At 69.8% G+C, this 6,000-nt stretch carries 7 protein-coding genes and 2 pseudogenes; 7 read left to right on the top strand and 2 right to left on the bottom strand.

Annotated features, from left to right (window positions below; translation table 11 throughout):
• From ABZ297_RS35035 to ABZ297_RS35005, 7 genes and pseudogenes are all read left to right on the top strand, one after another.
• Positions 1-453, top strand: a pseudogene (locus tag ABZ297_RS35035) (amino acid permease); the annotation flags it as partial.
• Positions 454-571: 118 nt separating this feature from the next.
• Positions 572-853 carry a class I tRNA ligase family protein gene (locus ABZ297_RS35030; RefSeq protein ID WP_355355526.1) on the top strand — a complete coding sequence of 94 codons (282 nt, stop codon included), beginning with the start codon at positions 572-574 and terminating at the stop codon, positions 851-853.
• Positions 854-887: 34 nt separating this feature from the next.
• Complete coding sequence (locus tag ABZ297_RS35025; RefSeq protein ID WP_355355524.1) at positions 888-1,163, top strand: class I tRNA ligase family protein; 276 nt, start codon at positions 888-890, stop codon at positions 1,161-1,163.
• Positions 1,164-1,223: 60 nt separating this feature from the next.
• A pseudogene (locus ABZ297_RS35020) lies at positions 1,224-2,193 on the top strand (phosphotriesterase-related protein).
• A gap of 41 nt (positions 2,194-2,234) precedes the next feature.
• Positions 2,235-2,621 carry an STAS domain-containing protein gene (locus tag ABZ297_RS35015; protein WP_355355522.1) on the top strand — a complete coding sequence of 129 codons (387 nt, stop codon included), beginning with the start codon at positions 2,235-2,237 and terminating at the stop codon, positions 2,619-2,621.
• 9 nt (positions 2,622-2,630) lie between these two features.
• Entirely contained in the window at positions 2,631-3,524 is an 894-nt protein-coding gene (locus tag ABZ297_RS35010; protein ID WP_355355520.1) for a sigma-70 family RNA polymerase sigma factor, read from the top strand.
• Positions 3,525-3,848: 324 nt separating this feature from the next.
• Positions 3,849-4,331, top strand: coding sequence for a hypothetical protein (locus ABZ297_RS35005; RefSeq protein ID WP_355355518.1), 483 nt, complete (start codon positions 3,849-3,851; stop codon positions 4,329-4,331).
• Between the two features lie 129 nt (positions 4,332-4,460).
• Here the strand turns inward: ABZ297_RS35005 and ABZ297_RS35000 are convergent, their stop codons facing one another.
• Positions 4,461-4,595 carry a hypothetical protein gene (locus tag ABZ297_RS35000; RefSeq protein WP_355355516.1) on the bottom strand — a complete coding sequence of 45 codons (135 nt, stop codon included), beginning with the start codon at positions 4,593-4,595 and terminating at the stop codon, positions 4,461-4,463.
• 191 nt (positions 4,596-4,786) lie between these two features.
• Positions 4,787-5,824: a hypothetical protein gene (locus ABZ297_RS34995; protein WP_355355514.1), complete on the bottom strand. Its 1,038-nt coding sequence runs from the start codon at positions 5,822-5,824 to the stop codon at positions 4,787-4,789.
• Between the last annotated feature and the right edge of the window lie 176 nt (positions 5,825-6,000).

The following is a 6,000-nucleotide window of genomic DNA, read 5'->3' as shown; positions in this document are numbered from 1 at the left end:
GGCTGGCTGCGGCCGGTGGTGGGGGTCGGTGCGGCGGTCGCGGCCCTCGGGGCGCTGCTCGCCCTGGTGCTCGGCGTCTCCCGCACGGTCCTCGCCATGGCCCGCAACCATGACCTGCCCGCCGTCCTGGCGGCGGGGCGGACCCCGCGCAGGGCCGAGCTGGCCGTGGGCGTGGCGGTGGTCATTCTGCTGCTGGCGGTCGACCTGCGAGGGGCGATCGGCTTCTCGTCGTTCGGCGTGCTCGGGTACTACGCGGTGGCCAACGCCTCCGCGCTCACGCTGAGCCGCGCGGAGGGGGCGCCGCCGAGGGCGATTCCGGTGCTCGGCCTCGCCCTGTGCCTGGTGCTCGCCGCGACGCTGCCGCTGGAGTCGGTGGTCGCGGGGGCGGCGGTCTTCGCGGTGGGGGCGGCGGTCTGGATAATCCGGACGCGGGCCTGGCGGCGAGGGGTATGATCGGCCGCATGACGACACGCCTGGAGATGATGGGCCCCTAGGGCCCTGCTGATCGTGTCGCTGTTGAGGCCCTGCTCCGGGGCCTCTCGTCGTGTCCGGGGCCCCTCGGAGGTACCCGATGTACATCACGACCACCGTCCCGTACGTCAACGCCCGGCCGCACCTCGGGTTCGCGCTGGAGATCGTCCAAGGTGACGTGCTCGCCCGGCACCACCGGCGGCGCGGCGAGCCCGTGCGCTTCCAGACGGGCACCGACGACAACTCGCTGAAGAACGTGCTGGCGGCCGAGGCCGAGGGCGTGCCGGTGCGGGAACTGGTCGACAGGAACGCCGCCGCGTTCGAGGCGCTCCGCGAGCCGTTGAACCTCTCCTTCGACACCTTTATCCGGACAAGTCATTGAACCGCTGGAGGCGGCCGAGCGGGCGCCGGAGCTGGTGCACGAGGCGCTGGAGGAGTTCGGCTTCCGCAGGGCCGCGTCCGCCGTGTGGGCGATCGTCGAGGAGGCCAACAAGTACGTCGAACGCGCTCGGCCGTGGAAGCAGACGCCCGAGGAGCGGGAGCGGTCGCTGGCCACACTCGTGCGGGCCTGCCGGGCGCTGGCCGTCCAGCTCGAACCCTTCCTGCCGACGGCGGCGGCGCGCGTCGCGACGGCTGTGGCCGGGGACCGGCTGCCCGCTCCCGCGCCGCTGTTCCCGCGGCTGGGTGATTGATGGGGGTGTCGGCGGGGCTTAGTTTTGCGCGAACAGACCAGCCGGTATGGAGGTCGCCCGATGCCTGCCGTCAACACCGTCCGCGGTCCCGTCGACGTCGACGATCTCGGCCAGACGCTGATGCACGAGCACGTGTTCGTCCTGGCCGCCGAGCATCTCGACAACTACGGCAGAGGTGCCTGGTGGGACGAGGAGTTCCGGGTGGCCGACGCGATCAGGAAGCTCACCGCGGCCGCCGCGAAGGGTGTGCGGACCATCGTCGACCCGACCGTGTGGGGGCTGGGCCGCTACATCCCGCGCGTCCAGCGCATCGCCGCCGAGGTGCCCGGCCTGAACATCATCGCCGCGACCGGCATCTACAGCTTCCACGAGCTGCCGCACCAGTACGAGCATCGCGGCCCCGGCCTGTTCATGGACGGGCCGGACCCGATGATCGACGACTTCGTCCGCGACCTCACCGTCGGCATCGCCGACACCGGGGTCAAGGCGGCGTTCCTGAAGTGCGTGGTCGAACAGGACGGCCTGACGCCCGGCGTCGAGCGGATCTGCCGGGCCGTCGCCCAGGCGCACCGGGGCGCCGATCACCGTCCACACCAACTCCTTCACGCAGAGCGGGCCGCTCGCGCTCGACCTGTTCGCCAAGGAGGGCGTCGATCTGACCAAGGTCGTCGTCGGGCACGCGGGCGACAGCAACGACCTCGACTACCTGATGCGCCTGGCCGACAGCGGTGCCATCCTCGGTATGGACCGCTTCGGCCTCGACGTGTACAACCCGACACCGCAGCGGGTCGCCACCATCGCGGCCCTGTGCGAGCGCGGCTACGCCGACCGGATGGTGCTCAGCCACGACGCCGCCTGCTTCATGGACTACTTCGCCGGTGCCTGGGACGAGGCCCGCGAGACGCTCGCGCCCAACTGGCGCTACGATCACATCCACGACGACGTCTTGGCCGCACTGCTGGACTCGGGTGTGACCGATGACCAGATTGAGCAAATGCTGGTGTTCAACCCGAAACGCTACTTCTCGTAAAGTAGGGGAATCGGAAGAGCAATGCGGGTAGGTGGAGTTGGGTGACTTCGGAGCAGACCTTGTCGATCAGCCTCGGTCTCCAGGGGCCGTGCGTCATCGCAAGGTTGACGGGGGACTTCGACTTCGGCTCTGCGGCCGAGGTTAGAGATCGTGTCACGAAGGCCCTCGACCTGACCCAGCCACCGCTCCTCGTGATAGACATGCAGGCCGTCGCCGTCTGCGACTCCTCCGGCCTGTCCGTGCTGGTGTATCTGCACAAGGCGGTGACGGCGTCCGGCGGTCGGCTGCTGCTGTCCGGGCTGAACGGCAGGTGCAAGCACCTGTTCGCGATCACCGCCCTCGACAAGTTCTTCGACATCCGCTCCAACGCCGAGCTCGCCATCGCCGAACTCAACGAACCCGGGAATTCGCCGCCGTTTACGGGGTAGTGCCCGGATATGTCGGCCGATGAGCCTGACCTGCTCGGCATGTACCTGGAGCAGATCGGCAAGACACCCTTGCTCGCCGCCGCGGACGAAGTGGACCTGGCCCGGCGCATCGAGGCCGGCCTGTACGCAGGCCACCTCATCGCCCACGGCTCGGGCAACCCGGAACTCGAACACGTCCGCCACGACGGGCAGCTCGCCAAGGACCTGCTCATCAGGTCCAACCTCCGGCTGGTCGTGGCCGCCGCCAGACGCTACGCCCACAGAGGGCTGCCGCTGCTCGACGTCATCCAGGAGGGCAACCTGGGGCTGATCAGAGCAGTGGAGAAGTTCGACTACACGCGCGGCTACAAGTTCTCCACCTACGGCATGTGGTGGATCCGCCAGGCCATCGAACGCGGCATCCACGACAAGGGCCGCACCGTGCGGCTGCCCGTCCACGTCGCCGAGGAACTGGCGCGCCTGGCCAGGATCGACCGACAGTTGTTCCGCGAACTCGGCCACGACCCGAGCGACGCCGAACTCGCCAGAGCCGCCGACCGCACCCCCGCCGACGTCTGCGCCCTGCGGCTGCTCGCCCAGGAGACGATCAGCCTCGACCTGCCGGTCGGTGAGCGCGGCGAGGGCAACATCGGCGACCTCATCGCCGACGAGGACGGGCCGCAGATCCACGAACTCACCGAGAGCCGGGCGCTGAGCGCACTGCTGCGCGAGGTGGTCACCACCCTGCCGCCGCGCGAGGCCATCGTCATCAGGCTCCGGTACGGCCTGACGGGCCAGGACATCAGCACCTACGGCGAGATCGCGGACCGCCTCGGTGTGACCAGGGAGCGCATCAGACAGCTGGAGAAGCAGGCGTTGAACCGCCTGAAACAGGGAAACCCACTACTGGCCTGGGCCTCCTGACACCCAGCCCTCACCCCTCGTCCAACGCCCCGCCCCCTGCCACCCCCGACCGGTCATCCAGCGCCGCCCCGCCCTCTGCTACCGCCGACCGGTCATCCAGTGCCGCCCTGCCCCAGCCCATTCGCCTATGCCGACCACGGCCGCAATCGGGCGCCGTCGCGGTCCCAGGCCGCCCGCCATCCTTGGCTCGCCATCAGATGCGGCGGCAGCCTCCTTGATGCCCTTTAGGCTGACTTGTTGACCATCGTCGCGTTGTGGTGGGTTAATCGACATGAGTCGCTTTCAACGGGGGAAGCGGCTGTTCCACGTTGCAATGGGGGCAACATGACCAAGCGTTCTGCCAGCATGCTCTTAGCGGCATCCGCCGCCACCGCCGCCGCCCTGCTCGCGGCGACCCCTTCACCAGCCGGAGCGACCCCCCGGACCGCCGCCGGCGCCACGTCTCCCACCACCGCGCTCGCCCCTGCGGCCGCCGGCTCCTCCGCGTCCGCGGCCAGGCCGCACCTGCTCAACTACAAGATCTACTTCGGCCGGTGCAAGGACACCTGCCGGATCAAGGTCCGGATCACGAACATCTCTCGCCAGAACCTCTACGCGGTGAGCCTGAACGCCCGCCTGAAGATCAACGGCAAGCAGGTCGGCTCGTGCTACGACTACGTCGGCAGCATGCGGTCGAAGCGTGTCCGCTGGGCTGGGTGCACCGTCCGCTCGTCGACGCTCGCCCGGCAATGGAACCGGTGGCTCGACGGCGAGATCCGCTGGGACCGGCGCGTCAGCACGGTCGTCCACTACGAGTACTACAGGTGACGCGCCCCGGCAGGTGACCGCACCCCCGGGGCCGCGTTCCCGGCGCGGCCACGCGTCTGACACGACGAGATGACCGCCGCCACGAGTTGTACGAGGCCCAGGGGGCGAACCCGGTTCGGCCCCTGGGCGCTACGACGTGATGAGCAGGGCGAGGCCGATCAACACCACGATGGGCACAACCCAGACCACGGCCTCGGCAGCGAACTCCTTGTACATCGCGTAGAACTCCCTCGATACGCCCCAGTCGGGCGGCGTGAACGTCACTGCGCAGCATAGCCGCCCTCTCCTACAACTCCGTCCCGCTTCCTCAGGAGATGGGGGCCGTCTTCCGTGGGGCGCGTCCTGTTCCCAGGAGCGTTGGTGGGTGTGACCTGTCCTGTTTCCCTGGGGGGTTGCTTGGGATGGAGTGCTGTCGAGTGGTGCGCTCTGTCCTGGTTGCTCGTGGGGACGTGTGGTCAGTGACGGCGGTTCTGGGCGATGCGCTTGCCGAGGCCGGCGAGGGAGTCGTCGGCCATCAGGGCCGGAAGGCGAGGCGCGTCCTCCTCCACTCGGCGCAGGACCTCGTCCTGGGCGCCCGCGAATCGCGACCAGGCTCGTAGCACCTCGGGCATGGCCTCGATCGCGGCGTCGGAGAGGATGGCCTCGCGGGGCAGCCACGACGTCAGGAACTGCGAGACCCGAGCCGGGCTCCACCAGAGCGGCCGATCGCCCACGAACTCCGCGAGCTTCTCGAAAGCCTCCTCCGCTCCGGGAAGCTCCGGAAGATCACTGAAGCGGGCCACGGTGTCATCGGGGGAGTGCCGGACGGGGTTCGCCACCCGCGCACGACACACCGCGACCCCCCGAACGCCGGCCAACGTCTCCGCGACCGGCGCCCCCATGACCAGATCGGTCACCTCGAAGGCGTCGAGCACCCGGCCCGCGACCACACCGGGCTCCGCCACCTCAAGATCGAGGTCGTCGAGGAACTTCTCCTCCTCGACCAGGGCGTCAACCGCCATCCCGCCGTTGACCTGGTCGATGGCCACCACGACGACGTGCGGCTCCTTGCCGTTCCCGTAGCGGAAGGCGAGCGCCGCGAGCACCTGCTCCCCGTACGGATCGGCCTTCCCGTACCAGGCCCCCTCACAGGACACCCGCCCCATCCGCGCCACCCACTCGCCCGACGCCCGCACGGCCTCCCGCGCCGCCCGCCCGAACACCCCCGCATCGGCAGCCCCGGGGCCGGCCGACGTGTCGAAGTCGTCGGGCGGGACGTCGTTCCCGCCGGTAAGCGCGTCGAGCCCCTCGGGCGTGACCGCCGCCAGAGCGGCGAGGATGAGCCGGGCCTCATCGCTTTGGTCGGAGACCAGTCGCCGCAGGAACGGCTCCCTCTCCTCGGGACGCAGGGAGGCCGTGAGCCGAGCCGCCCAGAGCTCCGTGCGCAGCGGCGACCTCCACCTGAGCAGGTCGCGGGCCTGGTTGATCGCCGTGTCGAACGTGCTGGTGCTCACTATCCGACCGTATCGCTCCGAACGGCCGCCTCAATCCGCCGGCGTTGCGCTGTCGGCGGAGCGCTCCCGTCCCGCCCGCAGGCCGAACTCCCCGGAGGGGACGCTGACGACGCAGGACCGCGAATCGCCGCCCCCGGGGGCGTGCGCGCAGGAGTAGAGGCCTCGGGTGAACCCCT

Origin of the sequence: Nonomuraea sp. NPDC005983 (genome assembly GCF_040614375.1) — a bacterium.
Taxonomy (GTDB): domain Bacteria; phylum Actinomycetota; class Actinomycetes; order Streptosporangiales; family Streptosporangiaceae; genus Nonomuraea.
Note: the sequence above shows the minus strand (reverse complement) of the source record. Positions and strands in the feature narration are given on the sequence as shown.

Coding starts and splice junctions, on each gene's coding strand:
- ABZ297_RS35030 (WP_355355526.1), top strand. CDS start 572: ATGTACATCACGACCACCGTCCCGTACGTCAACGCCCGGCCGCACCTC.
- ABZ297_RS35010 (WP_355355520.1), top strand. CDS start 2,631: ATGTCGGCCGATGAGCCTGACCTGCTCGGCATGTACCTGGAGCAGATC.
- ABZ297_RS35005 (WP_355355518.1), top strand. CDS start 3,849: ATGACCAAGCGTTCTGCCAGCATGCTCTTAGCGGCATCCGCCGCCACC.